The organism is Fuerstiella marisgermanici (assembly GCF_001983935.1).
Lineage (GTDB): Bacteria > Planctomycetota > Planctomycetia > Planctomycetales > Planctomycetaceae > Fuerstiella > Fuerstiella marisgermanici.
Genome location: NZ_CP017641.1, coordinates 2,210,031 through 2,229,441, shown reverse-complemented (window position 1 = coordinate 2,229,441; position 19,411 = coordinate 2,210,031). Strand labels below are relative to the sequence as shown.

General features: G+C 56.5%; 10 protein-coding genes. 6 read left to right on the top strand and 4 right to left on the bottom strand.

Going from position 1 to position 19,411, the window contains the following annotated elements; translation table 11 throughout:
• The first annotated feature begins 13 nt into the window (after positions 1-13).
• From Fuma_RS08415 to Fuma_RS08400, 4 genes are all read left to right on the top strand, one after another.
• Positions 14-1,426, top strand: a complete 1,413-nt coding sequence (locus Fuma_RS08415; protein WP_145944055.1) for a serine/threonine protein kinase — start codon at positions 14-16, stop codon at positions 1,424-1,426.
• A gap of 245 nt (positions 1,427-1,671) precedes the next feature.
• Positions 1,672-2,892, top strand: a complete 1,221-nt coding sequence (locus tag Fuma_RS08410) for an exo-beta-N-acetylmuramidase NamZ family protein (protein ID WP_077023733.1) — start codon at positions 1,672-1,674, stop codon at positions 2,890-2,892.
• Positions 2,893-3,212: 320 nt separating this feature from the next.
• A complete protein-coding gene (locus tag Fuma_RS08405) occupies positions 3,213-4,196 on the top strand; it encodes a hypothetical protein (protein ID WP_077023732.1) in 984 nt (327 codons plus the stop codon).
• A gap of 563 nt (positions 4,197-4,759) precedes the next feature.
• Positions 4,760-5,647, top strand: coding sequence for a rhomboid family protein (locus Fuma_RS08400; protein ID WP_077023731.1), 888 nt, complete (start codon positions 4,760-4,762; stop codon positions 5,645-5,647).
• On the opposite strand, the gene Fuma_RS08395 is transcribed toward Fuma_RS08400, so the two are convergent.
• The 4 genes from Fuma_RS08395 to Fuma_RS08375 all read right to left on the bottom strand — a co-directional run bounded on the left by Fuma_RS08395 (position 5,630) and on the right by Fuma_RS08375 (position 14,760).
• Positions 5,630-6,832 (bottom strand): aminotransferase class I/II-fold pyridoxal phosphate-dependent enzyme, encoded by a 1,203-nt coding sequence (locus tag Fuma_RS08395; RefSeq protein ID WP_077023730.1) that lies wholly within the window; start codon positions 6,830-6,832, stop codon positions 5,630-5,632. The genes Fuma_RS08400 and Fuma_RS08395 overlap by 18 nt on opposite strands.
• Positions 6,829-7,209 (bottom strand): DNA polymerase ligase N-terminal domain-containing protein, encoded by a 381-nt coding sequence (locus tag Fuma_RS08390; protein WP_077023729.1) that lies wholly within the window; start codon positions 7,207-7,209, stop codon positions 6,829-6,831. The genes Fuma_RS08395 and Fuma_RS08390 overlap by 4 nt, the downstream gene beginning before the upstream one ends.
• Before the next feature lie 3 nt (positions 7,210-7,212).
• The gene (locus Fuma_RS08385) at positions 7,213-7,968 is read right to left on the bottom strand and encodes a glycosyltransferase family 2 protein (RefSeq protein WP_077023728.1); all 756 of its coding nucleotides are present in this window, start codon (positions 7,966-7,968) and stop codon (positions 7,213-7,215) included.
• A 1,038-nt stretch (positions 7,969-9,006) separates the two neighbouring features.
• Positions 9,007-14,760 (bottom strand): choice-of-anchor Q domain-containing protein, encoded by a 5,754-nt coding sequence (locus Fuma_RS08375; RefSeq protein WP_158520907.1) that lies wholly within the window; start codon positions 14,758-14,760, stop codon positions 9,007-9,009.
• A gap of 644 nt (positions 14,761-15,404) precedes the next feature.
• On the opposite strand from Fuma_RS08375, the gene Fuma_RS08370 reads away from it, so the two are divergent.
• Together Fuma_RS08370 and Fuma_RS08365 are read left to right on the top strand one after the other, a co-directional pair.
• Positions 15,405-16,007, top strand: a complete 603-nt coding sequence (locus tag Fuma_RS08370) for a sigma-70 family RNA polymerase sigma factor (protein WP_158520905.1) — start codon at positions 15,405-15,407, stop codon at positions 16,005-16,007.
• Positions 15,973-19,332 (top strand): bifunctional serine/threonine-protein kinase/formylglycine-generating enzyme family protein, encoded by a 3,360-nt coding sequence (locus Fuma_RS08365; protein ID WP_077023724.1) that lies wholly within the window; start codon positions 15,973-15,975, stop codon positions 19,330-19,332. The genes Fuma_RS08370 and Fuma_RS08365 overlap by 35 nt, the downstream gene beginning before the upstream one ends.
• Positions 19,333-19,411: the final 79 nt, after the last annotated feature.

Sequence of the window (19,411 nt, the reverse complement as noted above, 5' to 3'; positions counted from 1 at the left end):
TCTGAAGCGATTCTTGATCACCAGTCGTCTGGTGCGCATGGAGCAATGGAAACAGATCGAACGCGAGTTGACCAATGGGGAAAGTGTGGCCGGCGTCCTTAGCTTGATGGAACGTCGTCAGTTACTGACCAGTCTGCAGACGAAGCGGATTTTGAAGGGCACCACGGACGGCCTTGTGCTGGGCAATTACAAACTTCTGTACCGGAATGCGTCTGGAAGCTTCGCTCGCGTGTACCGAGCGGCCACGCTGGATGATCAGCAAACGGTAGCCGTCAAACTGCTGCGAGAACGGTGGGCCGCTGATCCGGAGGCTGTGGCTGGCTTTCATCGCGAAGCTCGCATCTGCCAGCGGTTTCAGCATCCGAACATTGTGCCGATCCTGGATGTCGGCAGCGAAGGCGATTTTCATTACTTCACGATGGACTTCGTTGAAGGCGGCAATCTTCGCGATTTCATGCGGATTCGAAAAAGCCTGTCGCCAGCAGAAGCCGCCAGGTGCACGTACGAAATCTGCGCGGGACTCGACTACGCTCTTTCGATGGGAGCGACTCATCGGGACCTGAAGCTGACGAACGTGTTGATGAGCAGCACCGGTGTGGCCAAACTGGTCGACTTCGGCCTCGCTGGCGCGGAATCGCCCACGCGAGTCGGGACCAGCGACGACGTTCACCGAGCACTCGAATACGCGTCGCTGGAACGAGGTACCAACGCCCCGGACAACGATCCTCGCAGCGACCTGTTCTTTGCCGGCGCGATCATGTACGAACTCGTGTCCGGGCAGTCGGCCTGGCCACGCACGCGAGACCGCGACGAACGCAAGCAACTAAGCCGCTATACCAGCACACCGCCGCTGCGAAGCATTCTGCCCAACGTGCCGAACTGCATTGCCGCTATTGTCGACAAGTTGATGCAGGTCGGACCGAACGATCGCTACCAATCGGCCGCCGAAGCGATGGTCGACCTGAAGGCCGCGCTGATCGAACTCGGCGAATGGACCGGACAGGAAGACGGCGGCATCGACATCGCCGTCGGTGAACCGCAGCCGTTCGAACTTCTGATCGTCGATTCCGTCAAAAAACGCATCAAGGCACTGACCGAATACTTCGCTAAACATGAGTTCGAAACGTCGTTTGTATCGCACCCGGACGTGGCGATTGAACGCTTGAAAGGCGACAGTCCGCCCGATGGCCTTTTGGTTCTGGCGGACCACTTCACCGATGAAACTCTGTCTGCCTTCCCGCAGATGCAGGCGTACGGACGATCGAAAAAAGTCCCGTGCCTTGCCGTTTTTCCGCGCGAAGAAGAAGAACGAGTTAACAAATCGATTCGGTCGACGAAGTTCGGTGCGACAGCTTTTCAGCCGGCCACACTTCGTGAAATCCGGCTGCATTTTGAAGAAGTCGGTGCCATCACGCGATCGATGTAGCGGCCGTTTGCGGCGTTCATCCCTTGCATCTTAGCCCAAAAGCGTAAGACTTGACGCCGCGATGCACTGCTGTGAATTCGGCCGCGCCAAGGGCTGCCTGTTACTGTGCCATCGCGTTCAAACGGCTGAAACGCCTGCCGCTTTCCTGAAATTAATGACCACGCCTTCAGAATAGAATCATGCAACATAACTACCATTCAACACTGAACACTTCTACGCACAATCACACCACAAGGCTGTCAAGGATGCCTCCGCCTGCGCTACGACGGAGATCGCTGTCGGCAGTTATGTTGCTAAGCGTCGTGGCCATGTCGGCTGTGGCTGTGGCCGCCGATCCTGTGCTCACAGGCGTCGACGTGCTGCGGCGTGATCAATTCAAAACACTGGCCGGGCAGCGAGTTGGTTTGATTACCAATCACACAGGGTTGACGGCTGACGGAGTCACGACTGTACAACTGCTGCACGATGCTCCCAACGTCAAGCTGGCGGCGTTGTTCAGTCCGGAACACGGCTTCGAAGGTAAACTGGACGTTTCAAAAATCGGCGACGCGACCGACGAATCGACGGGCCTGAAAATCTTCAGCCTGTACGGTAAGACACGCAAACCGACTCCCGAGATGCTGCAGGAGATCGACACGATCGTCTTCGATATTCAGGACATTGGTGCTCGGTTCTACACATACACTTCAACGATGGGCGAAGCATTAAAGGCGGCCGCCGAACACGGCAAACGTTTTGTTGTGCTGGATCGCCCGAATCCGATCAACGGTGTGGACGTGGCCGGGCCGATGCTGGATGCGGGGCAGGAATCGTTTGTTGGCTTCCATTCGCTGCCGGTTCGTCATGGGATGACAATCGGTGAACTGGCAATGATGTTCAAGTCAGAACTGAAGCTGGAAGTCGACCTGCAGGTTGTGAAATGTGAGCAGTGGAAGAGGGACATGTTCTGGGACGGCACTGGTCTGGTTTGGGTGAACCCGTCACCGAACATGAGGTGCCTCACTCAGGCGCTGCTGTATCCTGGCATCGGCATGATTGAGACCACGAATATTTCCGTGGGTCGAGGCACCGACACGCCTTTCGAAGTCATCGGTGCGACGTGGATCCAGCCACGGCAACTGGCTGCGGCATTGAACGCTCAAAATGTCCCCGGCGTCGTGTTTGTACCGATTCGCTATTCACCGGCGTCCAGCAAGTACGCGGACGAAGTGTGTGGCGGGATCAACATCATCATTACCGATCGCGAAAAGTTTGAACCGCTTCAAACCGGCTTCGAAATATCGCGCCAGTTGCAGAAGCTTCATCCGGATGACTGGAAGGGCCAAAGCGCCTACCGGCTGCTGGGAAACAAGAAGACTCTAAACGCGATTACGGAAGGCCAGTCGGCCGACGATGTCCGTCGCGCGGCCGCTGAAGGCGTGGATGAGTTCCTCGCACGGCGCAAGAAGTTCCTGCTGTACAATTGACGGTGTGGCCCGTGTGTGTCGCCAGTACGGGGCTGGCGTGGATTTTTCCGAATTTGCGATGCGTAGGGGATATAATCGGATAGCGTCGACTGATCGGGCTGATTAGGCTGGGCAACTGGAAATGCCCGGGCATCGTGTAATTCCGCAGGAGAAACTGGCTCACGCCGATCTCCATCACCATCCAGGCATCAAGCGTCGATGGGAGGACTACGGCGCAGATTGTCGGTGGCCGGTTCGGGCCGCGACAGTCAGCAATTCGCAAGTTTCGTGGAATCGGGAAGTCTGCCTCGCAAGACGGCCGGCATTCTCGGAGGACCACTATGAGTACCGTTGGAAAAATCTGCTTAGTTCTCACGCTGCTGCTGCTGATTGTGGCGATCGCCCCAATCCCGTCGCCGTACGGCGGTTGGTTGCCGCGTCTGCTGGTCATTCACAGTGAATGGTCGCAAAAAATTCGCGACGGCAAGGAAGACGTACGCAACAAGAAAACGGCGGAAGCAAAAGCTCGCCAGGAACTGATGGAAGCGTCCGCCGAACTGGAAGCTTTGAAAATTGGTTGGGATAAAGTCTGGAACATTCCACCTCGTGGCCCCAACCTGCCTGCCGATGCACCTTCCATCGCCAATAACAACGGCCAGCTTGTCGTGAACAATATTGGCGAACAGCATGGTTTAACAAACAGCCAGATTCAGGGCGACAACAACGCGCCCCAAACCGTGCGTCCGACTGTTCATGCTTTTTACGGCGGTGCAGAAGGTGAAACCTATGTTGGTGAATTTATCGCCACTGACATCGGCCCCCGAAATGCCGTGCTGCAGCCGGTGCACGTTCTCAACCCGCAGGAAGTCGCCTCATGGCCGATGAATGCTGGCTGGCGTCTGCGAACAATGATTCCCGCTGCTCCTCGTGCCAAAATTGACGAACTGTATCGTCATGGCCGCCGCACACAGGAAATGCTTCAGCAAACACAGGCGAACATTCAGCGTCAGCAGGAACAGCTGCAACTGGCTCAAGCCGCTCTGGCCGTGCGAAGGTCTGAGTTACTCGGTGACCCCAATCGACAGGTCGAAGACGTTCCCGGTCGACCGGAAATCGCACTAGGACTGTTGACGGTTACCGAACTGGTCGAAGAAGAACGCGATCAGCTTCTGCTGGAAGTAGATCGATTGCGTCGCGCTATCAAAACCGCGTCTGAAGAACGTGACGCACTGGTGGAAGACCTTCGCAAAGCCACAGAAGCTCTTCCCGGCTCATCCACCGACTACGACCGTCTCCCCAGCAAAATCGCCGCCGACGTCCAATAGTCGCAGGCCGGTCAGCACCGGCGGGCGGTTGGCGTTGCGGGGCGAGTGACGGTGTGAAGGCTAAGGCGCCGGCGTTGCTTCGGTTGGTCGCTGGAGACGACGCGTGCGGTTCGTCTTTGGGTTTCGGCATTAGCCGCGCGCACCTCCCCCAGCGAAGCGTTGGGGGGAGGTCGGACGAAGCGAAGCAACGTCCGGGAGGGGGCCGCGCATGTCGGCTTGGGGGCCCGCGGACGCCGTCCCGTTCCCCGAAACATGGCTCCGTTCATCCGCTTCTCGCATGCCTACGTCCGGGACGGGAAAAATTCGGCATCCGAAGGTCTGGCCTTCATTAAGTGGGCAACGGGAGCGGCAACTTCTAATCGGAGCGTCAGCTAAAGCCGGCCGGCGGGCCATCCCGCCTGGCAGAGTTTACCGGCAGGTGTTGCCTGTTTTGGGTTTCGACTTCGCAGCCGACACTCAATTCTTCAGATGGTTGTGGACTGGCGTCGATGACAGAGACATACAGCCCATCGAACGCTCGATCGGCCGCTGACGACGCATCCACTGCATGGGTATGATTGCTGATGGGAATCCGGAACCGTCCATACGCTCAACAACCGATTGATCAATTTCCCGCGACACCCCGGTCGATCGTCAGCAAAATCATCATCGCGACGGTGGCGGTGTTCGTTCTGCAAATTCTCACCAGAACGGCTCAGGGCAGTTCATTAATTGCCGATTGGTTCGCGATCGAACGCGACCTTGTCTTTCAATACGGACAGATTTGGCGTCTGTTAACGTATGCGTTCTGTCACAGCGAAGTTCAGCTGTCGCACGTGCTGTTTAACATGCTCGCGCTGTACTTTCTCGGCCGCATTGTCGCTCAAACGATCGGGCAACGCGAATTTCTATGGATGTATCTGGCGGCTGCAGTCTTTTCCGGTATCGTCCAGACTTCTGTCATGGCAATCTTCCGATCGCCTGGAGCAGCTTGGGTCATGGGAGCATCGGGGGCAGTGAGTGCCGTCTTCATGCTGTTCGCGCTGCACTATCCTCGCGTCAAAGTTCATTTGTTCGGTATCCTGCCAGTTGAAGCTCGCTGGCTGCTAGCCGTCGTTGTCGGTTACGACGCACTCGGTTTTCTGGGACTTGTGCCATCCTTCTTTGTACCGGCTGGTGCGACGGTTGCTCACGCGGCTCATCTTGGCGGACTGATCTTTGGACTGCTGTATTTTCGCTGGGACATGAACCTGACGTCGTGGTGGGATCGGTTTGCGGGGCGAACGCGAGTACCCAAGCTGCGGCGGCAGAACATCAAGCTGTACAATCCTGGCACTCAGCCCGAAGTCGACTATTCAGTGAAGATCGACGACATTCTGGCCAAGATCAGTCGCGAAGGCGAAGCCAGTCTCACCGCACGCGAACGACGCATTCTGACACAAGCCAGCGAGCATCTAAAAACCAGCCGCTAAACCGGATGTCAGGTCACTGATCGCCGCGAGCACGCTAGTGACCGCCTCTTCCGAATGATGCACCCCAAACGATAACCGCAGCCGCTCAGCACCCGCACGGACGGTGGGAGTTCTAATCGCGGGGACAAAGTAGCCGGCTTCACGAAGTCCGCTCGACGCTTTCATGACCGCCGCTTCACCAGGCACGATCACCGGAACGATCGGCGTCACTCCACCGGGCACGGTGCTTAGGCCTCGAGCTACAATTTCGTTGTGTGCGAGCTCCGTGAGCTGCTGCACGCGTTCGCGGCGTTCCGGTTCCGACGTGATGATGCGCAGCGATTCTAACATCGCGGCACACATCGCTGGCGGCAACGCGGTGGAATAAAACTGCGTCCGAGCGGTGTTGCGAAGCAGGTCGATCACTGGTTGAGTCGAAACAGCAAAGCCGCCCAACCCGCCCATCGCTTTGCTCATCGTGCCGACTCGCAGCAGCACGCGGTCTTCGACGCTGGCTCCGTCGTTTCCACCAGCCAGGTCGCACGCGCCGCGGCCGTGAGTTCCCAACACGCCGGTTCCATGAGCTTCGTCAACAATCACTCGAGCATCGAACTGTTCGGCCAGGTCACAAAGTTCGGCCAGCGGAGCGACCGTGCCGTCCATACTGAACACGCCGTCCGTGACCAGAAACACATTGCGAAATTCGTGGCGACGTTTGGCAAGCGACTGCTGTAACGCGGCTAACCGATCTCGCCGATAGACCAGCATCTTCCCGGCCGACGCTCGCGCCGCATCGATGATACTGGCATGATTGTCGCGGTCACAAAACACCGCGTCGCCGTCTTCGACCAATCCTGTCAGCACGCCTAAGTTGGCCGCATAGCCGGTGGGAAACAGCAGCGCCGCTTCCGTGGCTTCGAAGGCGGCCAAGGCGTTTTCAAGGTCGCGATGCAGCTGACTGCGGCCGGCCACAAGAGCACTCGCGGTCGCTCCCACCTGAGTCACCGCTTCTTCACGAAACACACGCCCAACTTCGTGCGCGAGTCCCAGGTAGTCGTTGCCGCCAAAATTGATGATCGCTTGGCCATCGATTTCGCAACGCCCATCTGCCAGTAACTGCACGACGTTCGCAGCACGAAAACGCTGCTGATCGTGTAGTTCCTGAAGTCGCTGCTGAACGCGATTTTCGAAACTCTGGTCCGTCATTCGAAACGCCATTGTGGCGGACAGTCGGTCCGCGTGCGAAGCATAGCTTGCATGGCAAGCTCGCAGTCCGCGAGCTCGAAGCTGGTTGTCGTTGAATCCGTTGGACCGGTCACTGCGGTCAACTGTCGGAACGTGCCGCCTGCAATTCGTTTCACACTGCCGCGGTCGCGGCTGACGGGGCCTTCGTAATCCAGATACATCATGCGATGGTCGGGCAGTACTTCTGCATCGATCCACTGGCCACAGACAACCGGCTGCAACAGCCGCCACGACGCCAACGCGCCGTCACGTTCCATCAGCAGATCCCAATGCAGAAACGGGTGGTTGTGTTCCAGAATCACAAATCGCCGCCTTGCTTCTTCGGATGGAAGAACCACCAGCTACGCGCCGCTTTTTCCGCAGTCGGCCGTGAAACGTTGGTGCATGCCGCGTCGGCTGAGTTCCGCATTCAGCACAGAACGATAGTGAGCCAATCGGACGGCGGCATCGTCCAGCGAACCACCGAAGGAGCGATCTTCGTCCAGATAAACCAGCGGCGTCGGAAACTCAGAGATCTTCCAGTTCAGGTCGGCCGCCTGCACCCACAACTGCAACGGCATGGCATAACCATGGTCGGTGATGTCCAGATCGGCCAGCGACGAAACTCGATATGCCTTAAACCCGCAGAAAGCGTCCGTGATGTTGAAGCCCAGTTGTTCGTTCAGGCAGCGAGTGATCTGCATATTGATCCGCCGCCGATCCTCAGGCGCCACGCCTACTTGTGCTGTGGGTTGCAGGTAGCGACTGCCGGACACCATGTCGACGGGATTGGCCGGATCACCCACCAGCTGAGCGATCTCGCTAATCAGCTGCGGCTGGTGCTGTCCGTCACAGTCAATGGTGACGAGAACGTCGTACCCATAGCGGACTGCGTAATCGAACGCCGTCTTCAACGCCGCACCGTAGCCACGATTCACACTGTGAGTTTCCACATGCACGCGGTCTTCAAACGCGGCCAAAGCGGCGCTGGTGCCGTCTGTTGATCCATCGTTGACCACCAACACATCGTCTGCGTGCTGCAGCACCTGATTCAGCACATCAGGCACGTGGTTGGCTTCGTTGTAGACCGGCAATGCGGTGAGGGTTCTTTCGTACATACTGGCATTCTAGAGACAGCGGGCCATCGGTCAAATTTGTTTGGCAGAAAAGCAAAAAGCAGCAACTCCGCCGGGCTGAGGACGGCCCAGCCAGCCTCAACATTACAGATTTTCTTACCTCAACACTGCAGCGACCGTAACAAGTTGGCGAGGTGATTGGCCGACGCCCCCCTGGTATCCGTGGCGGGACATCCTTTTCCGGGCTTATTTGTAGCCTGGCTTTAGTGGATTGCCAGCGAGAATTGGGCCACGCAGGCGGTCGGCTCAAATCATCCTTGTTCCATCAGCCTGCTATGGATTCGCGATCAACAGGAGTTTTCGCGGTCGCATCTCAACAATCCAAAACATGAACATGTATTCCACAGTGCTCGAATGGATTTTCGTCGCGTGGATCCTGCCGAGCCCGCGATGAGCTCGTCAGACTCCAATCGAAACCTCAGCACATCGTTGAGTGTTATTGGGGCGCAACTGTTTTCACGAAAAACAAAGCGTGGGTACGGTTCGCCCGGCAGTACGGCACTTTGGTGCGCAGTTGGGAACATTTCCACCGCGACAGCTGTGTTCCATTTGGAACACAGCTGTCGACTACCATTTCATTTTCGTGGTTCGCGACTCGTCAAAAAGTGAATGGACGAGGCCGGCAGATAGGCAAAGGCTGAAATACAAATCGAGGAATGAAACGGCCGATAACAACCTCCATTGATCGCAGTGCACAGCTATGTACAACGCAGAAATTGAGGCATTCAGCGTCCAAACCAAAAGAGCTCCCTTTGCGACCGGGGTGAAGGCACTTGGATATATCATGAACGGTGTCAGGGAAATGATTCCCATTCCGTACATAAATGGGAAAATCGCAATCTCAAGGAGATGACAAAAGTCATTGAAACCCCGCGTTCAAGCCGCGTGAAGTGCTGAATAGATCTTATTCAGCACGTAATCATCCCGGCTTGCGCGGAGTCGTTGCCGCGAATTGAGTCTTCGACCGGTGTGTCCGGCTGCAGAATGTTCAGTACCACCCAACAAACTGCGGGATCAGACCTAGCAATAGGCTCGGTCCAGGTTGCGGTCGAACAGCATCCAGTCCAGACCCCAGCCGCCCCATACTTTGTCCACGTCGTCGTCATGGAACACTTCCAGACCGGAATCATGGACGGCCTGAGCCCGATTGCGTGCCGAACCGCGGCCCGTCCACACGTCACGCATGGCTTTCAGTGCGTCCTCATCATCATCCCAGTTGGTGTCGCCGGTGATCAGGATGTCGTCCTGCCCCTGACCGTACAACCGGTCGGCACCTTCACCGGCGATGATGATGTCTCGACCCGAACCACCGTACATGCGGTCGTTACCCGCCTGTCCCAGCAAAATGTCGTCACCAAAACCGCCCCAGACGTAATCGTCACCCGCTCCGGCGTAGACGATATCGTCGCCCCAGCCGCCGTCGATCCAGTCATCACCGTCACCACCAAAGATGGTGTCGTCGCCCGTATCACCGTGCAGACAGTCATCGCCTTCGCCGCCGTCGATCAAGTCATTGCCGAATCCGCCGACAATGTAATCATTGCCAGCACCGCCGTTCAGCGTCGTCGGAGCGTACACGAACCAGCCCATGACGATGGTATCATTTCCGGCACCGCCGTCGACGCAGATTTCATCCACCTGCGAAGCATTGATTTTTGTGAATGTGAAGCCCGGAATATTTGTGTAAACATAGTATTTGCCGAAGAACTTCTTCACCAGAATACTGTCGTTGCCGTCGGTGCCGGTGATGATCAGCTTTCCGTCCACAACAGTGACACCCGGATCAGGTTCCGTCACAACGTCATTCACCGTCACGATGAAATCGTCACTGACAGAGGCACCCGCGGCATCCGTCGCGGTCACCGTAATCGTCGCCGCGCCATCTGCCGGGAAACTCAACGTCAGCAGATCAGCCGAAAGGTTTGTCGCGACGATGGTGCCATCGGAAGACTGAGCGGAGTAAACCAAAGTTGCATCGTCGACATCAGCGAAGACCGTTGAAAGATCAATCGTCACATCCGACGAACCTTCATCAACCGCGAAGTCGGGCAGAAGGGTTGAATCCACGGTCGGAGCATCATTGACTGCGTTGACCGTCACGCTGAAGGTATCCGAAACCGTCAGGGCACCATCATCTGCGGTCACGGTCACAGTCGCCGAACCGTTCGCATCGGCGGGGAAGCTGAGCGTCAGATTTGTTCCACTCACCGACGTACCTACAACTGTGCCGTCGCTGCTCACAGCGGTCAGTGTGAGTGTGTCACCATCAATATCATCGAACACTCCGGCCAGATCAATCACTTCATCGGCCGCGTCTTCGTCCACTGTGACATCGGCAATCGGAGTCACCACGGTCGGTGCATCATTCACAGCCGAAACCGTCACGCTGAAGGTGTCCGAAACCGTCAGGGCACCATCATCTGCGGTCACGGTCACAGTCGCCGAACCGTTCGCATCGGCGGGGAAGCTGAGCGTCAGATTTGTTCCACTCACCGACGTACCTACAACTGTGCCGTCGCTGCTCACAGCGGTCAGTGTGAGTGTGTCACCATCAATATCATCGAACACTCCGGCCAGATCAATCACTTCATCGGCCGCGTCTTCGTCCACTGTGACATCGGCAATCGGAGTCACCACGGTCGGTGCATCATTCACAGCCGAAACCGTCACGCTGAAGGTGTCCGAAACCGTCAGGGCACCATCATCGGCGGTCACGGTCACAGTCGCCGAACCGTTCGCATCGGCTGGGAAGCTGAGAGTTAGGTCAGTTCCACTCACCGACGTACCTACAACTGTGCCGTCGCTGCTCGCAGCGGTCAGTGTCAGACTGGAAGAATCAATATCGGCGAAGACGTTACTCAAATCGATCACTTCATCGGCGGAGTCTTCGTCCACTGTCACGTCTGCGACCGGGGTCAAAACCGTCGGAGCATCGTTGACAGCCGAAACCGTCACAGTGAAGGTTTCCGTCGTTTGCAGGGGACCATCGGTCGCGATGACCGTAATTTCTGCGGTGCCGTTTTGGTCCGTTCCGAAGTTTAGCGTCAGCTCCGTTCCACTGAGTGTCGCATTGACCAAAGACGTGTTGTCGCTGAAAACACTCAGCATCACAGCGGAAGAATCCGCAAACGTCTGCGACAGTTCGATCACTTCATCAGAAGCGTCTTCAAGCACCGTGGCATCGCTGATTGCCTGAGCCAGTGTGACAGCCGGAGCTTCGAGCGCACCAATGTCTACAGTGCCCACAAATCGAGATTCACCACGTTGATCGGTCGTCAGGCCACTCGCTGCCGCGTTATCACCCGCGTTGATCGCGGGCGAACCGGGCAACAGAGCAATTGTTTCTGTTGGCCCGCCGTTGTCTGCCAGAATTGGATCAGAGCCGTCATTTGCAAGGACGGTGGTCCAATCGCCCCCAACAATGTTGCCGTTGAGGCCATTCTGCAAGCCACCAGAACTACTCAACTCACTGATGACGTTGTTGTTGCCTGTGACAGTTCCCATCACATCAATTGGACCGCTGCCCGGGATATATCGGTCGTTGGCAGCAACGATACTATTCTGAAGACTTACGGTTCCATTGACATTTGTGAAGCCGCCCTGGTTTGGCAACTCGAGCCTGTTTCCTGCGACTGTGCTGTTTACCACACTAACAGTGCCCGCCGAAACATGTACGCCTCCACCAATGTTGTTAGCAATCGTGCTGTTGGTAATGATTAGAGTTCCGGCGATGTTCCAAATGCCACCACCCACATCCGTGGTGTCGTTTTGCGACACAGAGCTGTCGGAAATTGTCAACGTCCCTCCGTCATTCGAAATACCACCACCCCCGTTCCCTTTTGCGGACAGATTATGGACGATCGCACTCCGGAGAATGGTTAATACACCCTCGTTGTGAATTCCTGCACCGTTTCCATAGCGTTGGAGGTTATCTGATATGACGCTATCATAAATTGCGACCTCCGCTGTGTTACTTACCCTGACACCGGCACCGTTGTCGCGATCGTCAACTGCAGCCTGTGCGGTTCCATCAGAGATCTTGAGTGAGTCGAACGTGACGTCACCACTCAGGACGTCAAACACTCTTGATTGATCATCCCCGCTGACCGTCAACAGGTCAGCTCCGGGGGCTGTGATGGTGACATCCGAGGAAATCTCAAGCTGCGTGCCGCCCAGGGTGATGGTATCTGGTGTGGCGTCGATGAAGCTGGTGCCGCCAGGCAGGCTGCTGCCGTCTCCGAACGTGATTTCGCTGAAGTCCGGATCCGAATTCGCAAACGCCAACGCTTCGCGAAGACTGGTCAGGCCATCGTTTGCATTCACGACGTCCTGATCCGTCGTCACCACCAGGCTCGCCGCTTCCTGAGCTTCGAACGCACCAATGTCCACAGTGCTGACGAATCGGGTTTCACCGCGTTGGTCTGTGGACAGGCCACTCGCTGCCGCGTCATCACCCGCGTTGATCGCGGGCGAACCGGGCAACAGAGCAATGGTCTGTGTCGGCCCGCCGTTGTCTGCCAGAATCGGAACCAAGCCGTCGTTCTCCAGCACTGTTTTCCAGTCGATGTCAAACTGGTTGTTGCTGCCGGACGTGGTACCGATGTCACTGGCGTCGCCGACGATACTGTTGTTGATCGTGGTCGATCCTGTTGTATATGTGTTCGAAAAATCGGAGCCCGTAGGCGCGACATTGCCGGCAATCAGACTGTTGCTGATTGTCAAATCCAGATCGTTTACGTTAAAGATTCCCCCTCCGCCGACGACGGGGTCTGTCGCCCTGTTGCCGGCGATTGTGCTGTTGACGATTTCCGCTGTCCAGGCGGATTGGAGGATTCCACCTCCCAACGCGCTAACATTGTCGGCGATGGTGCTGTTTGTGATACGCAACTGTCCCCCTACGTAAACCCCGCCTCCCACGACCGTTGCTGTATTTGCCGTGATGGCGCTTCCATCAATGATCAGCGGCACGTTTCCGAGACTTGTGATACCACCTCCCGAATCTGCATGATTGCCTGTGACTGTGCTGTCCAAAATCCGGACGGTGCCATTCTCGAATGAGGACAATCCTCCCCCCGTGCGGGCGCTGGTGTTTGACGCAAGCACACTGTTGGACAGTGTGAACACGCCATGGGAGCTATTCAGAATGCCGCCGCCGTCGTCGATGGAATCTCCGTTGATCAGGGACAGCGAATCTAACGTAACATCGAAGTTCCCCGGGGCGATGCGCAACACTCGCGAGGCGCCTGCGGCGTCGATTGTCAGCAGGTCGGCTCCTGGGCCACTGAGGGTGACATCTGAGGAAATCACAAGCTGCGTGCCGCCCAGAGTAATGGTGTCCGGCGTGGCATCGATGAAGCTGGTGCCGCCAGCCAGGCTGCTGCCGTCTCCGAACGTGATTTCGCTGAAGTCCGGATCCGAATTCGCAAACGCGATGGCTTCGCGAAGACTGGTCAGGCCATCGTTTGCATTCACGACGTCCTGATCCGTCGTCACCACCAGGCTCGCCGCTTCCTCAGCCTCGAAAGCTCCGATGTCGACGGTGCCTTCGATGATGCGGTTGAACCCCGCACCGCGCTGGTCGAAGTCAAGCCCGGCGGCTAAGGTGTTGTCTCCGCCGTCGATCGCGGGCGAGCCATCAATCAGTGCGTGCGTCAGCGTCGGGCCGCCGTTAGCGGCGAGGTTGGAGTCGAGCACGGTGGTGATATCGATCGTACCGGTGCCGCCGTTGCCCACGATGTTGCCGTTCACGCCATCCATGAATCCTCCCGAAGTGGCCGCATCTCCGATCAGGTTGTTGAAACCCGTGGCTGGGGTGGTGGCTTCGATGTCATTCGACGCACCCGAGTTAAGAGAATTCCCGGCGACGATCGTATTATTCAACGTCACAGCGGTCACAGCGTAGGACTGAATGCCACCGCCGCCCGTTCCTGCTCGATTTCCGGTGATCGTGGTGTTCGTTGCTGTCAGGCCGCCGTTGAGGTTGTACACGCCGCCACCCAACGTGCCAGCACGGTTGTCCGAAATCGTGCTGTTAGTCACCGTCGTCGCGGATGAGTTTCTGATCGCCCCACCCGAGCCGGTCAATGCCTCATTCCCGGACAACAGGGAATCGTCGATGTCCAGGCTGCTTCCGGAGCCAGACGTTAAAATCGCTCCACCACTATCCGCAGCGTTCTCTGTGAACGTGCTCGAGCGAACGATGACCGTGCCTTGTGCGTTGACAAGGCCGCCGCCATTCGTGTAGAACCGGCTGACTGCGGTGTTACCGGAGATCAGGCTGTCCTCAATCGTCAGGTATCCGCGGTTGGAAATTCCACCACCGGAGTTGGTTGTCGTATTGTCCCGAATCACGCTGCTTGTGACGTTGAGCGTGGCATTCCGACTGACGAAGATTCCCCCTCCGCGATTGCCCGTTGCCTGAAAGGCATCTGTGCTGCGGGAATCGCCCCCGGAAATCGTGACCCCCTCCAGGTTCAACTCAGCATTGCCTGAGACGTGAAGAAGCCTGAAATTGGCCGTCGACGCGGCGTCTCGTTGCAGGTGTCCATTGATGATCGTCACCACATTTCCGCCATCGCTCAGAATGCTGGGAACGGCATTTCGGCCGTCGGCTTCAGCGCCCTGAAAGAAATTGGTTTGATCGAACGTAAACGTCTGCCCGCCCAGATCAATGGTGTCGTCCTCGCCGTTGGTGTTTGCCGTGTTGATATTAGCAATGAGTTCGCTCGGAGTTGTCGGATTAAACGTCGTGAGCAGCGAACGTTGTTCGAGCACTTCAGCGGGATTTCGGCTGGTATGGGTCCGTCTCTGCTGCCTGGCGGACCGTTTTAACGAACTCTTTTCTCGTGTTTTTTCCGCACACACACTTCGAAATGACTTTAACCAGAAATTCAACAACATAGGAACAGCCCTTGGACCTTCAGGAAACACAGGATTTGACCAACTCGCCCAAACGCAAGGCATAAGTCTTCAAAGCCTAGTTCCAGACAATGGGCCGAAACCTAAGGCGGTAAATTGCGAAACTTGATTTTTTTTGCAGGAAGCTTCTCAGGTGACTCATGCTCTTGTCTGCATTGCTGGTGCGGCGCTCGCAGCGTAGGCAGCCGTGGCGGGGGTTGTGCAGACTCAGACTGCCGCCCCTGGGGCAGCGTGAATTGCAGGCCAGACAATCGGAAGATGGGTTCCGATCGCTATCCGTCTTTTTTGAAAGTGTGAGATCGAAGTACAACACGCTGTTCTTCCGAAAAATCTCCGGTACGCTCTCGAAAAACCCCATCGGGTACGCCATCGAACGCAGACTTTTGGGGAAAAGCGTCTTATGTTTTGGTCCCTTCCTTTGAACTGTCTTTTGTCAACAGCTTCGCATGTCGCTCGTACCGTCACTTCCAGATTCAGATGCGACAAGCGCAAGTCTGCTGATGACACTGCGAACGGATCCGAACTCCGTTGTCTGGGGGACGTTTGTTGCGAAGTATCAAGGCTTGATTAAACGTTGGTGTAAGGCGTGGGGACTTCAGAACGCAGATTGCGACGACGTGACTCAGGATGTCATGCTGCGTCTGGCCGCAGCGATGAAGGAATTCGAGTACGATCCATCGTTAAATTTTCGGTCCTGGTTGAAGACCGTCACGCGGCGTGCTGCATCAACCTTTGCCGACCGCGATCAGCGGGTTGGCAAAGGCGAGGGCGGTACACAGATCCTGAGTCGCCTCGGTACAATTGCGGCTCAGGACGACCTCAGCAAGCGTCTGGAAGACGAATATCTTCACGAGCTGACTCAACTGGCGATTCTGCGAATCCGAATGAAAGTTCAGCCACGAACCTGGCAGGCATTTCAACTAACTGCGCAGGAAGGCAAGTCCGGAGCCGAAGTTGCCAAACAGCTGGGCATGCAGGTCACGCATGTCTATGTCGCCAAAAGCGAAGTCCTGAAAGCATTGCGACAGGAAATTCGACGTCTGGAACCTTCAGAAAGTGATTCGCCCGATGTCAGCCGTCAATTTAAGAGCGGATTGTCCTGATCAGGAACAACTGCAGGCGCTGCTTTCCGATACGGATGTTGTCGTTGCTCCGGAACTTGATCAGCACATCGAGAACTGTCTGCAGTGTCAGGCACGACTGGACGCTCTGACGGACAGCATGGCTGACCAATCACTCACTGACGGCCAGAAGGACCTGTGGAACAAAATTATTGCACAGCCCGGCCTTGCTGGCAGTACGGCGCCTCAGAATCAGGCGACCACCATGCAGGGAATCCGACAGTCCGATGCGATTGTGTTTCCCAACATTCCCGGTTATCGCGTTCTGAATCAACTTGCCGTTGGAGGCATGGGAGCCGTCTACAAAGCTCGTCATGTGGCGCTGAATCGCAACGTGGCGATTAAGGTGATGCGTCCCACGCAGGACCCCCAGCTTGTTGCTCGATTTGAACGTGAAATGTCGGCTGTCGGTCTGCTTTCTCATCCTAACATCGTGCAGGCATTCGACGCCGGGGAAGTGGATGGGATTCCCTATCTGGTGATGGAGCATCTCGATGGTGAAGATCTGCATCAGGTTTTGAAGAAGCAGTCGAGCGGCATACACTTGTCTGCAGAAGACAGCGATGAGCTGTCCGTCGTTATGATCTGTCGCCACATCCGTGATGTCGCGCTGGCGTTGCAGGCCGCTCACGAAAAGGGGCTTGTGCATCGCGATGTGAAACCGTCGAATGTAATGCTGACATCTGACGGCACCGTCAAGTTGCTTGACCTGGGGCTAGCCAGTGTACAGGTCGACGACTTCACCGATGGGGCGATTACCGATGTGCTTACAATCATGGGATCGCTGGACTATATGGCTCCGGAACAGGGCCGTGACGCTCGCGTGGCTGACGCGCGATCAGACGTTTACAGTCTCGGCTGTACCCTGTTTGCACTCCTGACCGGCCAGGCACCGTTTTCAGGCGACCAGTTTCGCGGCGCATCGCAGAAACTTCTGGCTCATGCCTGCGAACCTCGGCCGCACGCTGGGAATCTGAATTCGCGGATTCCGCAGCGGCTGTCACTGCTGATTCAACGGATGATGAGCATCGAGCCAAAAGACAGGCCTCAGTCTGCAGGTGAGGTTGCCGAACTGCTGACCGTCCACTGTGGTGATGGTTACGACGAACCACCGAAACGTCGCTTCGGCACGGTGGCGATGGCGGGCTTTGGTGCAGCGTTGGTCTTACTTTTTGTCATCACTTTTAGCCTAAGCGATGGCACGGCGATCAGTTTGGAAACCGATAAGGCGGCGGCCGAAACCTCGATCAACGACACCGGCGCGATGGCGGCTGTACGCATGCCGTCAGTAGACACAACGCCGGCGGCGCCTTCCGCTGACAATGATGGCTCGACGGTGAACATGCAGGGCTCACGTTTTTCCGCAACGTGGCCGCCGGATGCTCCGGATTTTGCCGTCATTCCTTTTGACGCGGAGCAGGCGATTCGACATCAGCAGGAATGGGCCGATTATGTTGAATTGCCAGTGGTCCAGAGAAATAGTCTGGGGATGCCAATGAGGCTGGTCCCTCCAGGCGAGTTTGAAATGGGTATGAGGGGAGAACAGGTTGAGGCACTATTGAACCGCTGGGAAGAGGAAACCGGAAAACCGCAGACAGGCGAGGACGCCGTATGGCGGCAGATGGCGAAACGACACAAAGTGCGGCTATCCAAACCCATTCTGGTTTCACAACACGAAGTCACGTTCGGCAACTACCAAGCCCTGACAGGCGAAGACCTGATTCGGAACCTTGAAAGGCGTGACTCCGATGACACTGAATCTACTGACATCAGTCGCTGCCCGGTCCAGACCACGTGGCTCGATGCCGTCCGGTTTTGCAATTTGCTGAGCGACGCAGAGGATCTTCCGGCGTTCTACACAATTTCTGACGATGGAGTTGTCGAATTAAACGGTGGAAGTGGCTATCGGCTGCTGACGGAAGCGGAATGGGAGTTCGCCTGTCGATCGGGTAGTGACGACGCCTTCTGGACGGATGGCGTGCACCATGAACTGCACCACTATGCTGCCGTCACGACCACGGTTCCGGACTCGGACTTTGTTCAGCCTGCTGTGGGTACAAAGGCCCCCAACGGCTTTGGACTTCAGGACATGCTTAGCATCCCCGAGGACTGGTGCTACGATTGGTTCGACAGGGACTGGTACGAGAAATCGCCGACTCTTGACCCGATTGGTCCTCCGATGGCGGATCGCCACAGCAGCCGTGGTGCTGGCAGGTACTTAATGCCGTTTCAGGTTGGGGCCGCGATTCGAGCTGCAGGCGAGCAGCACCCGGTTTCAGAACGGAACGCCATTCGGGTTTGCCGTTCAGTCGGAGAACGAAAAGCGATGGCGCCAATGCCCGGTCCCACAGAAGAAACGCCGGTGCCCCTGCTGCTGTCCGCAGCCATTATTGATCAAAGTGCCCACCCGCAACTGATCCGCACCCTTGACGGACTTCAAAATCCGGTGACCGCATTTCAATTCGGTCCACAATCAGACGTTGCTTACGCGATCGAGAATCTAGGGCGTGTGCTGAAGTGGAACCTGAGCGACGGGACGCATGAAACCATATTCAGGTTTGAATCGGAACGAATCGGGCAGGCAATGGAAGTCTCACCAGACGGAGACCACCTGTACTTCGGTGGGACAAGTGGCTTCACGAAGTTGAATCTCGACACACGTGAATGCGAATGGACTTATGAAGGCGACTCGTTCAAATGGGCCACCAATGTTCCGGGGCACGATTTGATCGCTGTGGGCCAGGTACACGCCATAACGATTCTCAATACGTCAACAGGGGAGGTTGTGCAGCAGGTACGCTTGGCCAGCGAACATCGCGCCAGGTTCACTCGCGATGGTCAACGCATGATTGCGCGGCTGAGAAGGCCGCAAGTCGCAGCCATTTTTGACCGGTCTGGTTCGGAGTTGTCGCTGACGACGTTCACCGATGAAAACTTCGAAGCAGATTATGTAGAGATGACGCAGGATGAAAAATTTGTCATCGCAATCGACGGCCACAAGTTTGTGATGTGGGATGTGGAAACCGGCGACATCGTCGAGAAAGGTCACTGCCGTCACCTGAAACCTCAGGTCTTCATTGAACCAGTCGGCGACACCGGCATGTTCCTCACGTGTCGCGGAATACTGAGAAACCAACTGACCCTCTGGCACCCCATGACTGACAGAGAGGATGAGGACATTGTTATTGCAGTCCCTCCGCTTTACAGATTCGATGTGTCACCCGACGGCCAGACAGTGTTAACATCTGACTTCGAGACAGACCGCGGCATCTGGGGCGGGACAGTCCGATTATGGCGGATGCCGTAGTGCAGATTGCGTCATCATTTGGCCGGAAGATGCATCTGCGATCGCGAATGTGCCTTGGGTTCATCGTGCGTTTTCGAAC